General features: G+C 55.9%; 18 protein-coding genes. 13 read left to right on the forward strand and 5 right to left on the reverse strand.

Going from position 1 to position 17138, the window contains the following annotated elements:
- Positions 1-72 precede the first annotated feature (72 nt).
- The 7 genes from bamA to ABLN94_RS17850 all read left to right on the forward strand — a co-directional run bounded on the left by bamA (position 73) and on the right by ABLN94_RS17850 (position 6888).
- Positions 73-2433, forward strand: a complete 2361-nt coding sequence (bamA, locus tag ABLN94_RS17820; protein ID WP_352994880.1) for an outer membrane protein assembly factor BamA — start codon at positions 73-75, stop codon at positions 2431-2433.
- A gap of 24 nt (positions 2434-2457) precedes the next feature.
- Positions 2458-3024: an OmpH family outer membrane protein gene (locus ABLN94_RS17825; RefSeq protein WP_352994883.1), complete on the forward strand. Its 567-nt coding sequence runs from the start codon at positions 2458-2460 to the stop codon at positions 3022-3024.
- A gap of 71 nt (positions 3025-3095) precedes the next feature.
- A complete protein-coding gene (gene fabZ, locus ABLN94_RS17830; protein WP_170487568.1) occupies positions 3096-3569 on the forward strand; it encodes a 3-hydroxyacyl-ACP dehydratase FabZ in 474 nt (157 codons plus the stop codon).
- The gene (gene lpxA, locus ABLN94_RS17835) at positions 3566-4351 is read left to right on the forward strand and encodes an acyl-ACP--UDP-N-acetylglucosamine O-acyltransferase (protein ID WP_352994885.1); all 786 of its coding nucleotides are present in this window, start codon (positions 3566-3568) and stop codon (positions 4349-4351) included. The genes fabZ and lpxA overlap by 4 nt, the downstream gene beginning before the upstream one ends.
- A gap of 4 nt (positions 4352-4355) precedes the next feature.
- Complete coding sequence (locus tag ABLN94_RS17840; RefSeq protein WP_352994887.1) at positions 4356-5150, forward strand: LpxI family protein; 795 nt, start codon at positions 4356-4358, stop codon at positions 5148-5150.
- Complete coding sequence (gene lpxB, locus ABLN94_RS17845; protein WP_352994889.1) at positions 5150-6307, forward strand: lipid-A-disaccharide synthase; 1158 nt, start codon at positions 5150-5152, stop codon at positions 6305-6307. Before ABLN94_RS17840 ends, lpxB begins: the two co-directional genes overlap by 1 nt.
- Entirely contained in the window at positions 6307-6888 is a 582-nt protein-coding gene (locus ABLN94_RS17850; RefSeq protein WP_352994891.1) for a cadmium resistance transporter, read from the forward strand. The genes lpxB and ABLN94_RS17850 overlap by 1 nt, the downstream gene beginning before the upstream one ends.
- Here the strand turns inward: ABLN94_RS17850 and mnmA are convergent.
- Positions 6885-8030 carry a tRNA 2-thiouridine(34) synthase MnmA gene (mnmA, locus tag ABLN94_RS17855; RefSeq protein ID WP_352994894.1) on the reverse strand — a complete coding sequence of 382 codons (1146 nt, stop codon included), beginning with the start codon at positions 8028-8030 and terminating at the stop codon, positions 6885-6887. The genes ABLN94_RS17850 and mnmA overlap by 4 nt on opposite strands.
- 129 nt (positions 8031-8159) lie before the next feature.
- Here mnmA and ABLN94_RS17860 point away from each other — a divergent pair, with 129 nt between their 5' ends.
- The 5 genes from ABLN94_RS17860 (at position 8160) to ABLN94_RS17880 (ending at position 13820) form a co-directional block, all read left to right on the forward strand.
- Positions 8160-8453 (forward strand): DUF1153 domain-containing protein, encoded by a 294-nt coding sequence (locus ABLN94_RS17860; RefSeq protein ID WP_352994897.1) that lies wholly within the window; start codon positions 8160-8162, stop codon positions 8451-8453.
- A gap of 83 nt (positions 8454-8536) precedes the next feature.
- Entirely contained in the window at positions 8537-9253 is a 717-nt protein-coding gene (gene ctrA / locus ABLN94_RS17865; RefSeq protein ID WP_352994900.1) for a response regulator transcription factor CtrA, read from the forward strand.
- Positions 9254-9372: 119 nt separating this feature from the next.
- Positions 9373-11499, forward strand: a complete 2127-nt coding sequence (gene ligA / locus ABLN94_RS17870; protein ID WP_352994902.1) for an NAD-dependent DNA ligase LigA — start codon at positions 9373-9375, stop codon at positions 11497-11499.
- Positions 11496-13586 carry an ATP-dependent DNA helicase RecG gene (gene recG, locus ABLN94_RS17875; protein WP_352994904.1) on the forward strand — a complete coding sequence of 697 codons (2091 nt, stop codon included), beginning with the start codon at positions 11496-11498 and terminating at the stop codon, positions 13584-13586. The genes ligA and recG overlap by 4 nt, the downstream gene beginning before the upstream one ends.
- 111 nt (positions 13587-13697) lie before the next feature.
- Positions 13698-13820: a hypothetical protein gene (locus ABLN94_RS17880; RefSeq protein WP_352994906.1), complete on the forward strand. Its 123-nt coding sequence runs from the start codon at positions 13698-13700 to the stop codon at positions 13818-13820.
- A gap of 185 nt (positions 13821-14005) precedes the next feature.
- Here ABLN94_RS17880 and ABLN94_RS17885 read toward each other — a convergent pair whose 3' ends face one another.
- The gene (locus ABLN94_RS17885) at positions 14006-14644 is read right to left on the reverse strand and encodes a MarC family protein (protein ID WP_352994908.1); all 639 of its coding nucleotides are present in this window, start codon (positions 14642-14644) and stop codon (positions 14006-14008) included.
- 58 nt (positions 14645-14702) lie between these two features.
- Positions 14703-15155: an iron-sulfur cluster assembly scaffold protein gene (locus ABLN94_RS17890; RefSeq protein ID WP_352994910.1), complete on the reverse strand. Its 453-nt coding sequence runs from the start codon at positions 15153-15155 to the stop codon at positions 14703-14705.
- A 48-nt stretch (positions 15156-15203) separates the two neighbouring features.
- Here ABLN94_RS17890 and hisI point away from each other — a divergent pair, with 48 nt between their 5' ends.
- On the forward strand, positions 15204-15593 hold the full coding sequence (hisI, locus tag ABLN94_RS17895) for a phosphoribosyl-AMP cyclohydrolase (RefSeq protein WP_352994913.1): 390 nt from the start codon (positions 15204-15206) through the stop codon (positions 15591-15593).
- A gap of 5 nt (positions 15594-15598) precedes the next feature.
- Here hisI and gluQRS read toward each other — a convergent pair whose 3' ends face one another.
- Together gluQRS and ABLN94_RS17905 are read right to left on the reverse strand one after the other, a co-directional pair.
- A complete protein-coding gene (gluQRS, locus tag ABLN94_RS17900; protein WP_352994916.1) occupies positions 15599-16492 on the reverse strand; it encodes a tRNA glutamyl-Q(34) synthetase GluQRS in 894 nt (297 codons plus the stop codon).
- Positions 16489-17103: a class I SAM-dependent DNA methyltransferase gene (locus ABLN94_RS17905; protein WP_352994918.1), complete on the reverse strand. Its 615-nt coding sequence runs from the start codon at positions 17101-17103 to the stop codon at positions 16489-16491. Before ABLN94_RS17905 ends, gluQRS begins: the two co-directional genes overlap by 4 nt.
- Positions 17104-17138 lie beyond the last annotated feature (35 nt).

Consider the following 17138-nt stretch of genomic DNA (forward strand, 5'->3'; position numbering starts at 1 on the left):
TTTGGTCTTTTGACAAGCTTTAATATTCTCGCTACTCAGCTTTAAAGTCCAAAAATATTGGGTAGTGAAAAAATGACAGTGAGGCGAAGCGCGGGTACATCCTGCGGGGGGCAAGGGCCAGCAAACAAGATTTTGTGGCGGTCACTAACGTTCATATTCCTTTTGACATTGGTGAGTTTTCTGCCTGTGCCGCAAGCCGCGTGGGCTCAGAATTTCGTCGTCAATTCGTTCGATGTCGAAGGGAATCGACGTATCGAAACGTCCACGATTATCGCACGAACTGGAATTCAGCCGGGCCAATCCGTGAGTGGCGGTGAATTGAATGACGCGTATCAGCGTTTGCTTGACAGTGGTGTTTTTGAGACAGTCGAGTTAACCCCGCGCGGCAATACTCTGGTGATCAAGGTCGAAGAATATCCGACCATCAATCAGATCAGCATCGAAGGAAACCGTCGCGTAAAGGACGATGTACTGCTTGAGGCCATCTCGTCCGAGCCGCGGCGTGTGTTTACGCCTCAGGTCGCCGAGGCAGACGCTGACTTGATCGCCCAGATCTATTCGTCTCAGGGCCGCGTATCTGCGACGGTCATTCCGCGCATTATTCGCCGTAGCGACAACCGGGTTGATCTAGTTTTCGAAGTCGCCGAAGGCACCACGATTGAGGTTGAGCGTGTCAGTTTTGTGGGGAACCGCGCCTTTTCCGATCGCCGCTTGCGTCGAGTTCTGGAGACCAAACAGGCGAACATTCTGCGGACTTTCGTCAGTAGTGATACGTTCATCGCCGACCGGATCGAATTCGACAAGCAGGTCATTCGGGACTTCTACCTGTCACGGGGCTATGTGGATTTTCGCGTAAACAGCGCGAATGTGGAATTCACCCGTGAACGCGATGCCTTTTTCCTCGTGATGAATATCACGGAAGGTCAAAAGTTTTCGTTTGGGCAAATCAGCACTGTAAGTGAGATTCCGGGAGTTGATCCGGCTCCCTACCAAGCCGCGTTGAAAATTAAGCCGGGTGTGACCTACACACCGTCGCTTGTTGAAAACTCGATCGCTCGGATGGAACGTCTGGGGATTAAGCAGGGCGTAGATTTCCTGCGTGTTGAGCCTCGGGTCACTCGAAACCCACGCGATCTGACGCTGGATGTTCAGTTCGTGCTCACGAAAGGTCCACGGATTTTTGTTGAGCGTATCGACATTGAAGGCAACACAACTACTCTGGACAGAGTTATCCGCCGTCAGTTTGACACGGTCGAAGGCGATCCCTTCAATCCGCGTGAAATTCGTCAGGCTGCCGAACGTATTCGCGCCTTGGGTTTCTTTGCCGTAGCTGACGTAGAGCCGCGAGAAGGCTCTTCGCCCAGCCAGGTCATTGTGGATGTGGATGTCGAAGAGCAGCCGACCGGCTCGCTCAGCTTGGGAGGGAGTTACTCGGTTTCCGATGGCTTCGGGATTGCGATTGGTTTACGTGAATCAAACTTCCTGGGGCGTGGGCAGACAATTGGCGTTAACCTCTCAACCGCACAGGATGCTGAGCAATATACACTGAACTTCTCGGAACCTTACTTGCTGGGCCGCAAATTGCGCTTTGACGTAGGGCTAGGGCTGTCAACAACCAATTCGAGCTTTGCCAGCTATGATACCGAGACTCTGTTCTTCCGGCCTCAACTGAGCTATGCCATCGGAGAGTTGTCTGCGCTTCGCTTGCGCTACATCTGGGAAAACAGCGAGATGACTCAGCAGGGTGACGAGGTCAACGGTGCGGTCATTTCCTCGGACATTGCTCAAGGCGATCGTACGACCAGCGCACTCGGTGTTTCATATGTCTATGACAGCCGGCTTGGTGGTTTGAACCCGAACGCAGGCGTGTTGTTCGAGGCCGGTGTTGATGCCGCTGGACTGGGCGGCGACAACGAGTATTTCAAGACGACCGCCCGCACTATCGCCCAAACCCGTGTTTGGAACGAAGAAGTCGTTCTGCGTGCATCCTTAGAACTAGGGTCGCTGCACTGGACTGGCGATGATACCAGCCGCACCATTGACCGCTTTGTTCTGGGCCCCAGCACTTTCCGCGGGTTCGAACCTGCTGGTATCGGACCACGCGACCTGTCCAACGGGCAGGACGACGCGATCGGGGGCAACTACTATTGGGTTGCGCGTTTGGAATCGGACTTCCCGTTGGGGTTGCCCGAAGAATTCGGTCTACGTGGCGGTGTGTTTTATGATTTCGGCAACTTGTACAACCTGAATGATGTGGACACGACTGGGGGTGATATCGTCGGTGAAGACGGCTCGATCCGCCACGTGATCGGAGTGTCAGTTCTGTGGGATACACCATTTGGCCCGCTGCGATTCAACTTCTCGCAAGCGTTGAAGAAAGAGGACTTTGACAAAGAGCAGAACTTTGACCTGACCATTCAGGCCCAGTTCTGATCCTGAATGTTGATACGAGCGATCATGAAATTGCAGGGCCCATTAAGGGCCCTGTGTGCTTTTTTCCTTCTCGCGGTTGCCGACCCAACTGTTGCTCAACAAATGGGTGTTCCTCAAAGTAGCGTTCTAACCCTGTCTAGCGAGCGTCTGTTTGCTGAATCCGCTTTCGGGCAGCGTGTCCTTCGTGAGATCGAGGCCGAAGGAGTTCTTCTGGGGGAAGAAAACGAACGGATCGTGGCCGAACTGAGCCACGAAGAAAAGATTCTTACGGAAAAGCGCGAGACAATGTCGGCAGAAGAGTTTCGCCCGCTGGCCGACGCCTTTGACAAGAAAGTCCAATCCCACCGTGAAGGTCAGCGCGCAAAACTGGACGCGTTGGCGCAGCGCAGCGACAAAGCACAACAGAGATTTATCGAGTTGGTGCAACCAGTATTAATTGACCTGCTACGCGAAACCGGAGCCTCGATCATCATTGAACGATCCAGCGTATTTCTCAGTTCAGATCGCACCGACATCACCGAAGTGGCCATCGCAAGGATCAATGCCGCTATCGGTGATGGCAGTACGGTGGAAAACGAGGCCAGCGAATAGGTTTGCTTGCCCTTGGGGCACGGTATTGCTAACCACGCGCAAACAGAAATCCAGAACGGGACGACTACATCATGAGCACGGAAACCAAGAGCGCAGATATTCAGCTGATCCAACGGATCTTGCCGCATCGCTATCCGTTTCTGCTGGTTGACAAGGTGGTTGACATCTCGGGCTATCAATCGGCGGTTGGCATCAAGAATGTGACCATGAATGAGCCGCACTTTCAGGGACATTTCCCTGGCACTCCGATCATGCCGGGTGTGACGATTGTCGAAGCGATGGCACAAACGGCGGGTGTGATGCTGGGCGTGGGAATGGATGTGATCGACAGTGAGCTGCTGATCTACTTCATGAATATCGACAAGTGTAAATTCCGCCGCAAGGTGGTCCCGGGGGACGTACTGGAAATGCACGTCGAGACTGTGCGGGGCAAAAAGGGCGGCAAAATCTTCAAGTTCAGCGGCCGCGCTACAGTCGAAGGTGAAGTTGCGGCCGAGGCGGAATTCTCGGCTTATGTCGACTGGGATATGGAAAAAACAACATGAGCAGCATTCACCCAAGCGCAATTATCGAAGACGGTGCGCAGGTCGGTGAGGGCTGCATCATCGGGCCGTTCTGCTACGTCGGTGCACAGGTTAAGCTCGGCAACCGGGTCGAGCTGAAGTCGCATGTCGTAGTGACAGGCGAAACCTCGATTGGTGATGAAACCGTTGTTTTCAACTTCTCGGTGATCGGAGAGATTCCGCAGGATTTGAAATTCGGCGGCGAGGATACCCGGCTTGAAATCGGCAAACGCAATCGCATCCGTGAGCACGTAACGGTGAACACCGGCACCGAAGGTGGTGGCGGTGTTACCCGGATCGGTGATGATTGTCTGCTGATGGCCGGTGTCCATGTGGCGCACGACGTTCAGATCGGCAACCGGGTGATCATGGTCAATCACGCCGGGGCTGCTGGGCATTGCATCATTGAGGATGACGTAATCGTGGGCGGCATCTCAGGGCTGCATCAATGGGTGCGTGTTGGCCGTGGCGCGATCATCGGTGCGCTGACTATGGTACCCAATGACGTGATCCCATACGGTCTGGTTCAAGCCCCGCGGGGTGAATTGGACGGGCTGAACCTTGTTGGTTTGAAACGCAAGGGGGTCTCGCGCGAGGATATCTCGGCCCTGCGTGCAGCCTTCCGTGAGCTGTCGTCGGGTGATGGTACGTTTCTGGAGCGCGCCCATCGCGTCGGCGCAGAGAATGAAAGCGAATACGTCCAGCGGATCGTGGATTTCGTCACCGGGCAATCGGATCGCTCTTTCCTGACACCGAGGAAATAAACTGATGCTGGCGCTTATTGCTGGAACGGGCGCTCTGCCGGGTGAAGTGGTCGATCATCTCGCTGACCGCCCTCTGATTTGCGCGATGGAGGGTTTTACACCCGACTCGGTGACCGCAGATGTCGTCTTTCCGCTGGAGCAGTTGGGCAGTTTCATCGCTGAGCTCAAGGCTCGCGGCGTGACCGAGATTTGCATGGCCGGAGCAGTGCGCCGTCCCGCCATTGATCCGTCGCGGATCGATGCAGCAACGATGCCTCTGGTCCCGGTGCTGCAAAAGGCGCTCATGTCCGGGGATGACGGGGCCCTTCGCGCCGTGATCGGCATTTTCGAAGAGGCAGGGCTGGCCGTTCGCGCCGCGCACGAAATTGCGCCCGCACTGTTGCCTCAGCTAGGTTGCCTGACCGAGGCGCAACCGTCCGAGGGTGATCTGACTGACGCCGACCGGGCAGCAGGTATTCTGAGGGCGATGGGTTCGGCGGATATCGGGCAGGCTTGTGCGGTGTCCAAAGGGCAAGCATTGGCTGTTGAGAGCATCTTTGGAACCGACTGGATGCTGCAATCCTTGACTCAGCGTCCTGACGCGGGCGGAGGTGTTCTGTTCAAAGCCCCCAAACCCGATCAGGACCGCCGGGCTGACCTGCCGACCATTGGACCGGGAACCGTTTCCTCTGCCGTTGCTGCCGGTTTATCTGGCATCGTTATCGAAAAAGGGGGCGTCATCGTGTTGCAGTTGGATCGTGTGATCGACGAATGTAACCGTCTTGGCCTCTTCCTCTGCGTGCGTGAGCGGGCCAGCTGATGCGCATTTTCGTGGTCGCCGGTGAACCTTCGGGCGACCGTCTGGGCGGTGCATTGATGGAAGGGCTAAGTAGCCTCGTGCCGGATGTTCAATTCGACGGGGTAGGTGGGCCATTGATGCAAGCGCAGGGGTTGGAAAGCCGCTTTCCAATGGCTGAACTGTCAGTAATGGGGCTGGTCGAGGTTTTACCTAAGTTCTTCCATCTGAAACGTCGCATTGCCGAGACAGCCCAGGCCGTGCTGGATACGAAGCCGGATGTTCTGATCACCATAGACAGTCCCGATTTCTCACTGCGCGTGGCTAAGCTTGTGAAGGCGCAGAGCGATATTAGAACCGTGCACTACGTGGCCCCCAGCGTATGGGCGTGGCGACCGGGGCGGGCTGACAAAATGGCCAAAGTCATTGATCATGTTTTGGCACTGTTGCCATTTGAGCCGCCCTATATGGAGCGCGCTGGCATGGAATGTGATTTTGTGGGGCACCCCGTAGCCAGTGAGCCTGTGGCTTCGGACAAAGATATCCAAGAGTTTCGATCTGCGTACGATCTTGGGGATGCGCCGATCATTCTGGCGCTGCCAGGGTCGCGAGGCGGGGAGGTTGAGCGTCTGGCCCCGGTCTTTGGTGAAGCACTGCGCCTGTACCTGAACGATAGGCCGGACGCGCGTGTTGTGGTGCCAGCGGTTGCGCATATGGTGGATACCGTCGCCGGGCATGTGCAGGGCTGGCCGGGAAATCCTGTCGTCGTTGATCCGCGCGATATGCCTTCGGATCAGGCACAGTCACAGAAACGGGCTGCGTTTGCTGCGGCGGAACTGGCGTTGGCGGCCTCGGGGACCGTTTCACTGGAACTGGCCGCGCAGGCCACGCCAATGGTTATTGCCTACAACCTGAACTGGTTGACTACCCTGATCGCCAAACGGATGGTCAAGCTGGATACCGTGACACTCGTCAATCTGGTGGCCGAGACCCGGACGGTCCCCGAGTGTTTGCTGGATGATTGCCAGCCCACCCAGATTGCAGAAGCGTTGAAACAGGTAGCCGATGCGCCAGATGCGCAGCGCAACGCGATGATCACCACGATGGAACGGCTGGGACGCGGTGGCGAAGCACCCGGATTGCGTGCGGCCAAGGCAGTTTTGGAAAGGATGAAAGCCTAATGCTGGATTTCGTGCTTTTCGGAATATCCGCTTTCATGGCTCAGATTCTGACCAATCTGGACAATTTGGCGGCCCTGCTTGCGCTGACGCTTGTGTCGGGAGCCAAGCGGTCGGTCTTCGGATTCCTGCTGGCGCAGGTCATCGTTATCAGCGCGGCGCTTTTGCTAGCTTTGGGGGTTGAGGATGTGGTGCCGCATTGGGCCGGTTACCTGGGCATTATACCCTTGAGCTTGGGTGTTGTGGCCTTGATCCGAAGGAAACGCGGAACTGACTCCGAAGCAAATCCGAATCTGGAAACCGGGGCTTCGATCATCATGGTCACGCTGCTGTTCATCAGCCTGTCGTTGGATACATTCGCTGTGCTTGCACCGTTATTGGCCGACTCTGCCCCAAGTTTCCGAACCGCGGGTGTGATCGGCGCAACGCTTGCGGCGCTAAGTCTGGCAACTGTCGCGCTCTTTGGGGCCAAAGCGCCTTTCATGAGTGGGGCTTTAGCCCGGCGACTGGAACGTCTGGTGCCATATGTGATGATCTGTGCTGGGCTTTATATCCTAAGCAACTCGTGGACTGATGCAGTTTAGTAGCCGCGCCAAATCCAGCCACCGCCAAAGATGCGGCTGCCTTCAGAAGCGTAGAACACACAAGCCTGACCCGGAGAAACACCTTCTTCGGGCGTCAGCAACTCGACCTCTGCCGTAGTGTCGGTCAGCGGACGAACGATTGCCTCGCGCGGTGGGCGAGTCGACCGCACCTTAACCGACACATGCCACTCTTTTTGCGAGGTGAATGGTTCATCACCCAGCCAGTTGATCTCACGCACCGGGATAGTCCGGGTAGCGAGCAGCTCTTTGGGGCCAACGACGACCTGTTTCTTGTCGACGTCGAGTTTGACCACGTAAAGGGGTTCGCTGAGGCCACCGATGCCCAAGCCACGGCGTTGCCCGATCGTGTAATGAATGACCCCGTTATGCTGCGCCAGAACGCGACCGTCGGCGTGCACGATCTCACCGGGTTCCGCGGCACCGGGGCGCAACTTTTCAATAACACTGGCATAGTTTCCGTTCGGCACAAAACAGATGTCCTGACTGTCGGGCTTGTCAGCCACAGCCAAACCGTACTGAGCCGCCATCTCGCGAGTTGCATCCTTCGAGGGCAGGTGGCCCAGGGGGAAGCGCAGAAACTCCAACTGTTCCGGTGTGGTCGAAAACAGGAAATAGGACTGATCGCGGTTCGCATCCTCGGCGCTGTGCAGCTCTGGCCCGTTCGGTCCCATCTTGCGTTGGATATAGTGACCGGTGGCCATACAGTCGGCCTCAAGGTCCTTGGCGGTTTCCAGAAGGTCCTTAAACTTCACCCGTTCATTGCAACGGATGCACGGAACCGGAGTCGCGCCCGCCAGATAGCTGTCGGCGAACTCGTCGATTACCGCATCCTTGAAGATGTTCTCATAGTCCAGAACGTAGTGGGGAAACCCGCGTTCCTCGGCCACACGGCGTGCATCATGAATGTCGATTCCCGCACAGCACGCGCCTTTCTTGGCCAGCGCCGCGCCGTGATCGTATAGCTGCAGTGTCACGCCCACCACGTCATAGCCTTGATCGGCCAGATGGGCTGCGACAACGGAACTGTCCACGCCTCCGGACATGGCGACCACCACCCGTGTTTCCGACGGGGGTTTGGCAAAGCCAAGCGAGTTCAGCGGTGTCTCGGTATCGAGGGCCATGACGATTCCAGTGCGGGTTAAGAAAGACCGGCAGAATATAGGAAAATTCTACACACTCTCAAGGGGCGGTTTCACTCTGCATTAAGTAGGCTGGCGTCAGCTTTGTCGCAGCACGAAGAGGACCGAGAGATGTATTTGCACAAAGTAGAAGGACCAAGGTCGGTAACCCTGCCGGATGGAACGGTTTTATCGCGCGCCGATCTACCGCCCGAGGATACGACCCGCTGGGTCGCCTCGCGCAAGGCGATTGTTGTGCGGGGAGTAATTTATGGGCTGATCACTCTGTCTGACGCCAAAAAGCGCTATGGGTTGAGTGATGAGGAATTCAATTCGTGGGTTTCCGCTGTGGCAGAGCATGGAACGGACGCTCTGAAAGTCACCGCGCTAAAAAAATTTCGACAACCTATAGGCGAACGTGAATAAGTGATTCAACGGTAACGTCAGATTAACCATTTTTGATCAGGCTCAATTTGAAATTGGTAAATTGACCCGAACTGGAGCAGTAAATGCGTATACTTCTTGTCGAGGATGATCCGACCACCTCCAAAAGCATCGAACTGATGCTGACGCATGCCAACCTAAACGTCTATGCGACGGATCTCGGCGAGGAAGGCATCGATCTGGCGAAGCTCTATGACTACGATTTGATCCTTCTGGACCTGAATTTGCCGGACATGAACGGGCATGAGGTTCTGCGTCAGCTGCGCATTGCGCGGGTTGAAACCCCGATCCTGATCTTGTCGGGCGCGGATGACACCGAGAGTAAAATCAAGGGCTTCGGATTTGGTGCTGACGATTACATGACCAAACCGTTCCATCGTGAGGAACTGGTCGCCCGTATTCACGCCATTATCCGCCGGTCAAAGGGGCATTCACAATCGATTATCCAAACAGGACAGGTGGCCGTGAACCTCGATGCCAAAACGGTTGAGGTGGAAGGCCAGACGGTTCATCTGACTGGCAAAGAATATCAGATGCTGGAGCTTTTGAGCCTTCGCAAGGGCACGACCCTGACCAAAGAAATGTTTCTAAACCATCTCTATGGCGGCATGGATGAGCCCGAACTGAAGATCATCGACGTCTTCATTTGTAAACTTCGTAAAAAGCTTAGCAACGCGACGGGGGGAGACAATTATATCGAAACCGTCTGGGGTAGGGGTTACGTTCTGCGGGATCCGCAGCGCAACAGCATTGACGAAACACGGATGGCTGTCAGCGCCTGATCTAGTCTCGGTCGCCCTTGGTCCGGGGCGACCATGTTCACTCACGAAACAGCACGTCTGGACCTAGCCATGACCTCGCCCTATCACTGAGGTCCAAGAATACGTGACAGGGCGAGGCCATGAGCAAAATGATTCCGGTATCTGACCTGACTGAAGATGCCGCACGCGAGGAATTGGCGCGATTGGCCGAGCAGTTGTCTCGGGCAAATACGCTGTATCATGCGGATGACGCCCCCGAGATTTCAGACGCCGAGTACGATGCGCTGAAGCGCCGAAACGCTGAAATCGAAGCGCGTTTTCCTGATTTGAAACGAAGTGACAGCCCCTCTGATCAGGTTGGTGCACGTCCCGCTGATGGGTTCTCAAAAGTCACGCATGCGGTTCGCATGATGTCGCTGGGCAATGCGTTTGATGACGAAGACGTTCAGGACTTTGACCGCTCAATCCGGAAGTATCTTGGATTGGATGTATCGAAGCCCTTGTGTTTCACGGCGGAACCCAAGATCGACGGTTTGTCTCTGTCTTTACGTTATGAACAGGGCAAGCTGATCCAAGCCGCCACGCGTGGTGATGGCGAAGTTGGGGAAAACGTCACCGCAAACGCCCGGACGATTTCTGATATTCCTCAGGTATTGGAGAACGCACCAAGTATTCTGGAGGTTCGAGGCGAGGTCTACATGTCGCATGCCGACTTCGAACAGCTGAATGCACGTCAGGAAGAGGCCAGCGAAAAAACTTTCGCGAATCCTCGGAACGCGGCTGCCGGGTCGTTGCGCCAATTGGACTCGACTGTAACACGCGCTCGCCCACTGCGGTTCTTTGCGTATGCGTGGGGTGAATTGTCTGAACCTCTGGCCACAACTCAAATGGGAGCGATTAAACGGTTGCATGAACTTGGGTTCGCCACAAACCCGTTGACCAAATGCTGTAAAACAACCGAACAGATGCTGGAACACTACCGCGATATCGAGGCGCAGCGGTCCACCCTAGGATACGATATCGACGGGGTGGTTTACAAAGTGGACGATCTGTCTTTGCAAGCGCGATTAGGGTTCCGATCCACAACACCTCGATGGGCGATTGCACATAAGTTCCCAGCAGAACTCGCCTGGACCAGGCTGGAGGCGATCGACATTCAGGTCGGTCGCACTGGTGCGCTCAGCCCAGTTGCCCGACTGCATCCTGTGACCGTTGGCGGTGTGGTCGTCTCGAACGCCACGCTTCACAACGAAGACTATATCGCTGGCCGTGATGCCAAGGGGGGCACGATCCGCGACGGCAAGGACATTCGGGTAGGCGATTGGGTCCAAGTGTATCGCGCGGGCGATGTGATCCCAAAGATCGCGGATGTCGATATCACAAAACGTCCCGAAGATGTGGCCCCGTTCGAATTCCCCACGACTTGCCCCGAATGCGACAGCGATGCCGTCCGAGAAGAGGGCGACGCGGTGCGCCGCTGTACCGGAGGTGTGATTTGTCCGGCGCAAGCGGTTGAAAAATTGAAACATTTCGTCTCTCGAAAAGCGTTCGATATCGAAGGTCTGGGCGCGAAGCAGATCGAGATGTTCTACGACGACCCCGATCTTCCGGTCAGAACTCCGGTTGATATTTTCACATTGCAAGAGCGTGACGGAAAGAACCTGAACAGACTTGCCAACCGCAAAGGTTGGGGTGCACAGAGCGCAGGCAATTTATGGGCTGCGATTGACGAAAAACGCGAAATTCAATTTGGTCGGCTGCTGTTTGCATTGGGTATCCGGCATATGGGCGAGGCGGCGTCGAACCTGATCGCCAACCATTATGGTACCTGGGGTGATTTTGAACACGCCGTCACGTCCGCGGCTGATTTCCAGGGACCAGAATGGGAAGATTTGTTGAGTGTGGACGGTGTCGGAGAGGTTATGGCCCGCGCTCTTGTCTCGGCATTCGCGCAAGAGGCTGAGCGCGCCAGTATTGATGCGTTGGTAGCCCAGTTGGAAGTACAGGAGGCAAAGCGGCCTGACACCGAAGGCAGTCCGGTTGCCGGCAAAACAGTTGTTTTCACAGGCACGCTTGAAAAAATGACGCGAGCCGAGGCAAAAGCTAGGGCCGAGGCTTTGGGGGCTAAAGTCTCGGGCTCGGTCAGTAAAAAGACTGATCTGCTGGTGGCCGGTCCGGGCGCAGGTTCCAAAGCCAAGAAAGCGGCTGAATTGGGTATTGAAACACTGGATGAGGATGGCTGGCTACAGCTTATCGGAACTGTATGAGCGGTCGTCCGGAAAGCCTTTTCCCGCTGTTTGCGGGATTGGAAACGTTGGATGGTGTAGGTCCAAAGACCGCCCAGGTCTTGATGCAGGCCGGCACGGAGTCGCCAAGAGATGTACTGTTCAGCCTGCCATACGCAGTTATAGACAGACGTCGTCGCGACACCATTCAGGGCGTCGATCTGCCGACCACGCTAACCGTTGAGGTGACTGTTGGAGTACATCGTCCAGCTCGAAACAAGGGCGGTGCCTATCGGGTGCATGTCGAGGACAGTCAGGCAGATTTCCAATTGGTCTTCTTCCACGCACGTGGAGACTATTTGAAACGAGTTCTGCCCGAGGGAGCGCGCCGGGTGATCTCGGGCAAGCTGGAACTGTTCGATGGCATGGCACAGATGGTTCATCCGGATCACATGCTTCCGGTCGAAGATGCCAAGGATATCCCGGACTTTGAACCGGTGTATCATCTGACACAGGGGATCACACAGAAAACGGCCTATAAGGCGGCGCGTAGTGCATTGGCGCGTGCGCCTGCGCTTGCGGAGTGGATTGACCCTGCTTTGGCGACGAATCACGGTTGGCCAAATTGGGAGACTGCGATTTTCGCCGCGCATAACCCGCAAGGGGCGGATGATGTTGCCGCGCATGCGCCAGCGCGTGAACGTTTGGCTTACGACGAACTCTTCGCGCACCAGATGACCCTGGCCTTGGCACGACAGCGAGAGCGGAAAGCCAGGGGGGTGATCAGTGTCGGTACCGGGGTACTGCAGGCAAAGGTTCTTGCAAACCTGCCGTACCAACCAACGAGCGCGCAAATGCGGGCGATCGACGATATCGCAGGTGATATGGCCTCGGACACGCGCATGAACCGGTTGTTGCAGGGCGATGTGGGCGCTGGCAAAACACTGGTGGCTTTCATGGCCTTGCTTGTTGCTGTTGAGGCAGGCGGGCAGGGTGTCATGATGGCACCCACGGAAATTCTGGCTCGGCAGCATCTTGAGGGCCTGCGCCCCCTGGCAGAAGACGCCGGGGTTGTGTTGGAAATTCTGACCGGACGCGACAAAGGCGCTGAACGACGCGCCAAACTTGCAGCGTTAAAAAATGGTGACATTCACATCTTGGTCGGCACTCATGCCGTGTTTCAGAGTGATGTGGAGTTCAAAACCTTGCGTCTGGCCATTGTCGATGAACAACACCGTTTTGGCGTGCGTCAGCGTATGGAGTTGTCTGAAAAGGGGCAGGGCGCGGATGTTCTGGTGATGACGGCCACTCCGATCCCGCGCAGTCTGGCGCTTGCGCAATATGGTGACATGGACGTGTCAGTGCTTGATGAGAAGCCTCCGGGTCGGAAACCGATCAAAACCGCCGTCGTCAGCACAGAACGCATGGACGAAGTTGTCTCGCATCTGCGCCGCGCCATTGATGAGGGGCGACAGTGTTATTGGGTCTGTCCTCTGGTCGACGAATCCGAAGTCTCGGACCTGACAGCCGCCGAAGAACGGTTCAAACGTTTGCGCGCCATTCTGGGCGAAGGCACGGTTGGATTGGTGCACGGCCAAATGCCCGCGGATGACAAAGACGCCGCAATGAGGGCGTTTCAAGACGGGCAGACCAAGGTTTTGGTCGCTACAACCGTCATTGAGGTCGGCGTCAATGTTCCCAATGCCTCGATCATGGTTATCGAGCGGGCCGAGATCTTCGGGCTGGCGCAGTTGCACCAGTTGCGCGGTCGCGTAGGGCGGGGTGAGGCAGACTCGACGTGTTTGCTGATGTATCAACCGCCGCTTAGTGAGGGCGGGCGCAAGCGGCTTGAGGTGTTGCGAGAGACCGAAGATGGGTTCCGCATTTCGGAAACCGATCTGCAAATGCGCGGCGCTGGAGATTTGATCGGAACGGCGCAATCCGGTTTGCCGAAGTTCCGGATTGCCGATCTGGAGCGGCAAGCAGGGTTGATGGCCACCGCGCAGACAGATGCGCGTGCATTGTTGTCTGCCGACCCGCAATTGCAATCTGCTCGGGGGCAGGCGGCGCGTGTTCTCCTGTGGCTTATGAAACAGGATCAGGCGATCCGTTTGATTTCAGTGGGTTAGGCGTGGTGTTCCCGTAAGTTCACAAATGTTCGCAAAAAGTTCTTTACCGACTCGCGAAAATATGAGAACAAAAGGTCAACAAAGGATTAAATCTCGACCGGAGGTGAGACCATGCTGACCCAGATCAAGACCGCCCTGAGCCGCTCGCAATCGACGATTTTGCAGGATGCTGCGGGGGCCGTGTCTTTGGTGGTCATGCTGATGGTAGCCCTTCACCTGCCGGGTGCGTTCTAAGCCTATCTGCCTGCGATCTCGTGCCGACCATACCGCGCTGTCATCCCCATTTCAGTCAAGGGTGACCTGCCTGTCCCAATTCCCTTGAGAGGCCTGCCTCGGCCTCGTGCGGCTATCCGGACCCCACACGAGACACGCACAACCTGCCGCCGCCCTTTCCGCCCGGAAGGTGCGGCGGTTTTTTCTTAAAGCTCGCCAGTTTTGATAATTTCCAGAATCGCAGACAGCACGGAATTTACTGCGACTGACGCCAGGATCATGCCCATCACGCGGCTGATGATGGCTGCTCCCGAATATCGGATCAACCGGATTATTGGGTTTGCAAGTAGCATCAGGATAAATGAGATCAGAATGACGGACAGCATGACCAAAGCCGTGATGCCTTGGTCCGCAGCACTATAGCGGTTGTTGTCGGTAAGAATAACGATTGCCAGCATCGCGCCCGGCGAAGCCAAAGACGGAACAGCCAGCGGGAATATCGCGGGGTTGGGCCGGTTGGCGGGCCGCTCCAACTCTTCTTCCGCTTCATGTTGTTCAACGACTTGCTTGCTTTCACCGAAGATCATTGTCAGGGCAAAGAGAAACAGGATGATGCCGCCTGCAACCTGAAACGAGTTCAATCCGATATCCAGCGCTTCGATCAATAATTGACCGAACACCAGAAAGAACAACAATACTCCGGCACTGACCAAAGCTGCGAGAAGAGCAGTTTTGCGACGCGACGCTGCTGAGAGGGTCGCAGTTACGGCGATGAAAACGGGAATAGTGCCAATTGGGTCGATGACGACCCAGAGGGTAACGAAATGTTCAAGCAGTTTTTCCAATCCAATCCCCCCGACATCCTGCAGTGTGATTAAACCGGATTGCCTAAAAATTCCAATTTTATGCGCAGTTAGCCTGTTCCGCCTGCTCCATGGCCTCGGCCGTGGCCTCCAAAACCAGCATGATCGACGCGTGGCGGTTCTTGTAGTCCCGGGCGGGGATCAGCACCTCAAGCCCGTCAAAAGGCGCATCAGGCGCAGGACCGTCTTTCTTAAGCATTGCAGACAACTGATCGCGCGCGGTTTCCACCTGCGCTCGAGTTGCGCCAATGATAGCGCTGCCCACGACCGAGGCCGATGCCTGACCTAGCGCACAGGCTTTGACGTCTTGACCAAAGTCGGAAACCTTACCGTTCTGCATTTTCACATCCACAGTCACGGTCGATCCACAAAGTGGCGAACGCTTTTTCACCGCGGCATCAGGGTTCTCAATCCGCTCAAGATGCGGAATATCCGCCGCAAGCGCCAGAATGCGGCCGGAATAGAGCTTTATCAGGTCGTTCTCGCCGGACATGGCTTTCCCTCGTTGTCTGTTCCCCATACATAGTGAGCATCCACCGGGATGCAAAAGGTTTTTCTCATGTCTGCCACCGTCACGTTTGATCCATCGTCATTGAAATTTAACGAGGCCGGATTGATCCCTGCCATCGCGCAGGATGAAGGATCCGGTGCGGTATTGATGATGGCTTGGATGAATGTTCAAGCCATTGAGAAGACGCTTGAAACCGGGCGCGTCACCTATTGGTCGCGATCCCGTCAGTCGTTCTGGATCAAGGGCGAAACCTCGGGCCACGTGCAGGAGTTGGTGGATTTTCGGTTCGATTGTGACCGCGATTGCCTGCTGGTTCTCGTTCGTCAGACCGGTGCTGCCTGTCACACGAACCGCCGTACTTGCTTCTACACAGCAGTGCGTGATGGAGACGAGGTTGAACTAATGTCACCAATGGAGTGAGCTGATCACAAGCCAACCATCTCTCGAATATCCGCAGGAGTTGCGCCTTCGGCTCGGTATTTTGAGATCGCTCGCGCGTCGTCGCGTTTGGCCAATCGTTTACCTGCGTCGTCGCGGATCAACAGGTGATGGAAGTATTGCGGTGTCGGCAATCCCAGCAGAGCTTGCAGAACTACATGAATGCGGGTCGCTTCGAACAGATCCTGACCACGTACGACATGGGTGACGCCTTGCGCGGCGTCATCCAACACCACGGACAAGTGATAGGACGTGCCCATATCGCGTCGCGACAAGACAACGTCTCCGATGGTGTTTGTCAGTTCGCCCAAAGTGAACACGACAGAACCCGTCTCATCATTCGGTCCGACGCCAGCTTCCTGAAAGTCACCAACTTTAGCATCGGTATGGTTTGATCCAGACAGCGAACGACCAGCGGCAGCTATATCCAATCTCAGCGGAATTTCCCTAGCGCGCGTATCGGTGGCCGAGGTTTTCCTCCATTTTTCACGGCAGGTACCGGGATAGATTATCCCATCTGGCCCATGCAGCGGCGCGCCTTCCTGTGGTGCACTTGCTGCAGCAGCGATATCCTTGCGATTGCAGGTGCAAGGATAGAGTAGGCCGCGTGCCCATAGCTCATCCAGAGCTTTGTCGTAGACGCCCAATCGCTCTGATTGCCGCATTATTGGCTCGGGCCAACTCAGTCCCAACCAACTCAGGTCATCATATATTTGATCTTCCCAGTGAGGCCGTGATCGAGAGCGGTCGATATCCTCAATCCTCAGCAAGAACTGACCATTTCGAGAAACGGCAAGATCATGGGCTAGGATCGCGGAATACGCATGTCCCAGGTGCAGCGGGCCCGTGGGTGACGGCGCAAAACGAGTAATGAATGTCACGCTTTTTCAACAATATATACGTCTGACTTCAGGTCCATGCCTGGCAGGTGGGGACCGTATTCTCGAAATAGCAACCGCGCAGCGCCCATGTCCAGCCAGTCATTCAGTCTAGAAGTGTAAGTAACGTCCTTAAGCGTATGATCGTTATAGGAAAAGCCCAATAATCCACCCTTGGGCAAAGCATGCATCAACAAGTCAAACACCTCGGGCGGAGCCGCACCGGTGCCGATGACGCCGATGGCAGTAATCGCTTTGTATGCACCTTTTTCCAAAGGGTCAGGATCGGTAATCTCGAAAGTCGACAGCCTGCGGTAGACCCCTTTGGCCTTGGCGCCTTCCATCATCTTGGCGGTCGGGTCAACCCCATCGATCACCTCGAATCCCGCCGCTCGTAAGGCCACGCCCGAAAGGCCGGTGCCGCAACCATAATCAAGTATAGGGGTCTGAGGTTCGGGCAGCTTCGACCAAAGCGCTTCGGCGACGCGTCCGGGAGTTGCATAACCATGCGCGCCGACCTCGGCATCATATGACGAGGCCCACTTTTGATAATGCGCATGTGTGGCCTGCGGGGTGTCCAGATCGTAGGCGTCTTTGAGGAATTTGTCGCTCATACACCTATGTTACGCCGCTTCGTCCTAAAGCGTCC

It is taken from the genome of Ruegeria sp. SCP11, assembly GCF_040329455.1.
In the GTDB taxonomy this organism is placed as follows: Bacteria; Pseudomonadota; Alphaproteobacteria; order Rhodobacterales; family Rhodobacteraceae; genus Ruegeria; species Ruegeria atlantica_E.

Coding starts and splice junctions, on each gene's coding strand:
- bamA (WP_352994880.1), top strand. CDS start 73: ATGACAGTGAGGCGAAGCGCGGGTACATCCTGCGGGGGGCAAGGGCCA.
- ABLN94_RS17825 (WP_352994883.1), top strand. CDS start 2,458: ATGAAATTGCAGGGCCCATTAAGGGCCCTGTGTGCTTTTTTCCTTCTC.
- fabZ (WP_170487568.1), top strand. CDS start 3,096: ATGAGCACGGAAACCAAGAGCGCAGATATTCAGCTGATCCAACGGATC.
- lpxA (WP_352994885.1), top strand. CDS start 3,566: ATGAGCAGCATTCACCCAAGCGCAATTATCGAAGACGGTGCGCAGGTC.
- ABLN94_RS17840 (WP_352994887.1), top strand. CDS start 4,356: ATGCTGGCGCTTATTGCTGGAACGGGCGCTCTGCCGGGTGAAGTGGTC.
- lpxB (WP_352994889.1), top strand. CDS start 5,150: ATGCGCATTTTCGTGGTCGCCGGTGAACCTTCGGGCGACCGTCTGGGC.
- ABLN94_RS17850 (WP_352994891.1), top strand. CDS start 6,307: ATGCTGGATTTCGTGCTTTTCGGAATATCCGCTTTCATGGCTCAGATT.
- mnmA (WP_352994894.1), bottom strand. CDS start 8,030: ATGGCCCTCGATACCGAGACACCGCTGAACTCGCTTGGCTTTGCCAAA.
- ABLN94_RS17860 (WP_352994897.1), top strand. CDS start 8,160: ATGTATTTGCACAAAGTAGAAGGACCAAGGTCGGTAACCCTGCCGGAT.
- ctrA (WP_352994900.1), top strand. CDS start 8,537: ATGCGTATACTTCTTGTCGAGGATGATCCGACCACCTCCAAAAGCATC.
- ligA (WP_352994902.1), top strand. CDS start 9,373: ATGAGCAAAATGATTCCGGTATCTGACCTGACTGAAGATGCCGCACGC.
- recG (WP_352994904.1), top strand. CDS start 11,496: ATGAGCGGTCGTCCGGAAAGCCTTTTCCCGCTGTTTGCGGGATTGGAA.
- ABLN94_RS17880 (WP_352994906.1), top strand. CDS start 13,698: ATGCTGACCCAGATCAAGACCGCCCTGAGCCGCTCGCAATCGACGATT.
- ABLN94_RS17890 (WP_352994910.1), bottom strand. CDS start 15,155: ATGTCCGGCGAGAACGACCTGATAAAGCTCTATTCCGGCCGCATTCTG.
- hisI (WP_352994913.1), top strand. CDS start 15,204: ATGCAAAAGGTTTTTCTCATGTCTGCCACCGTCACGTTTGATCCATCG.
- ABLN94_RS17905 (WP_352994918.1), bottom strand. CDS start 17,103: ATGAGCGACAAATTCCTCAAAGACGCCTACGATCTGGACACCCCGCAG.